This is a genomic window from Psychrobacter sp. TB20-MNA-CIBAN-0197, from assembly GCF_040309765.1.
Lineage (GTDB): Bacteria > Pseudomonadota > Gammaproteobacteria > Pseudomonadales > Moraxellaceae > Psychrobacter > Psychrobacter submarinus.
This window is the reverse complement of the sequence record NZ_JBEOPC010001108.1, coordinates 1-250: the sequence shown is the minus strand read 5'-3', so window position 1 is coordinate 250 and position 250 is coordinate 1. Positions and strand designations below refer to the sequence as shown.

The 250-nt window shown below is 53.2% G+C and carries 1 protein-coding gene; it reads right to left on the bottom strand.

Translation table 11 applies throughout. The features are described from left to right. Positions 1–210 (bottom strand): hypothetical protein (locus tag AAEY83_RS17355; RefSeq protein ID WP_351061165.1); only part of this gene is annotated, 210 nt, incomplete at its 3' end. Positions 211–250: the final 40 nt, after the last annotated feature.

Sequence of the window (250 nt, the reverse complement as noted above, 5' to 3'; positions counted from 1 at the left end):
CTGCCTGCCATCCGCTCGCAGGCCAATATGATAGTGCTGAACCCACTCATACAGGCCCCGATTCTGCTTCTTGTCATACTTGCTCAACGAAAAGTCGCTCAGCGAGTACTCTTTCGGCGGAATCGCCTCCAGCGTGACACTGCTGTCGAAACCAACCCCATTACTTCGCAATACCGCGCCGTTCAAGGAAATCTCGGCAGCCACTTCCATGATTCCAGGTCGGGAAGCCGAAACCCAGAATTGTAAAATC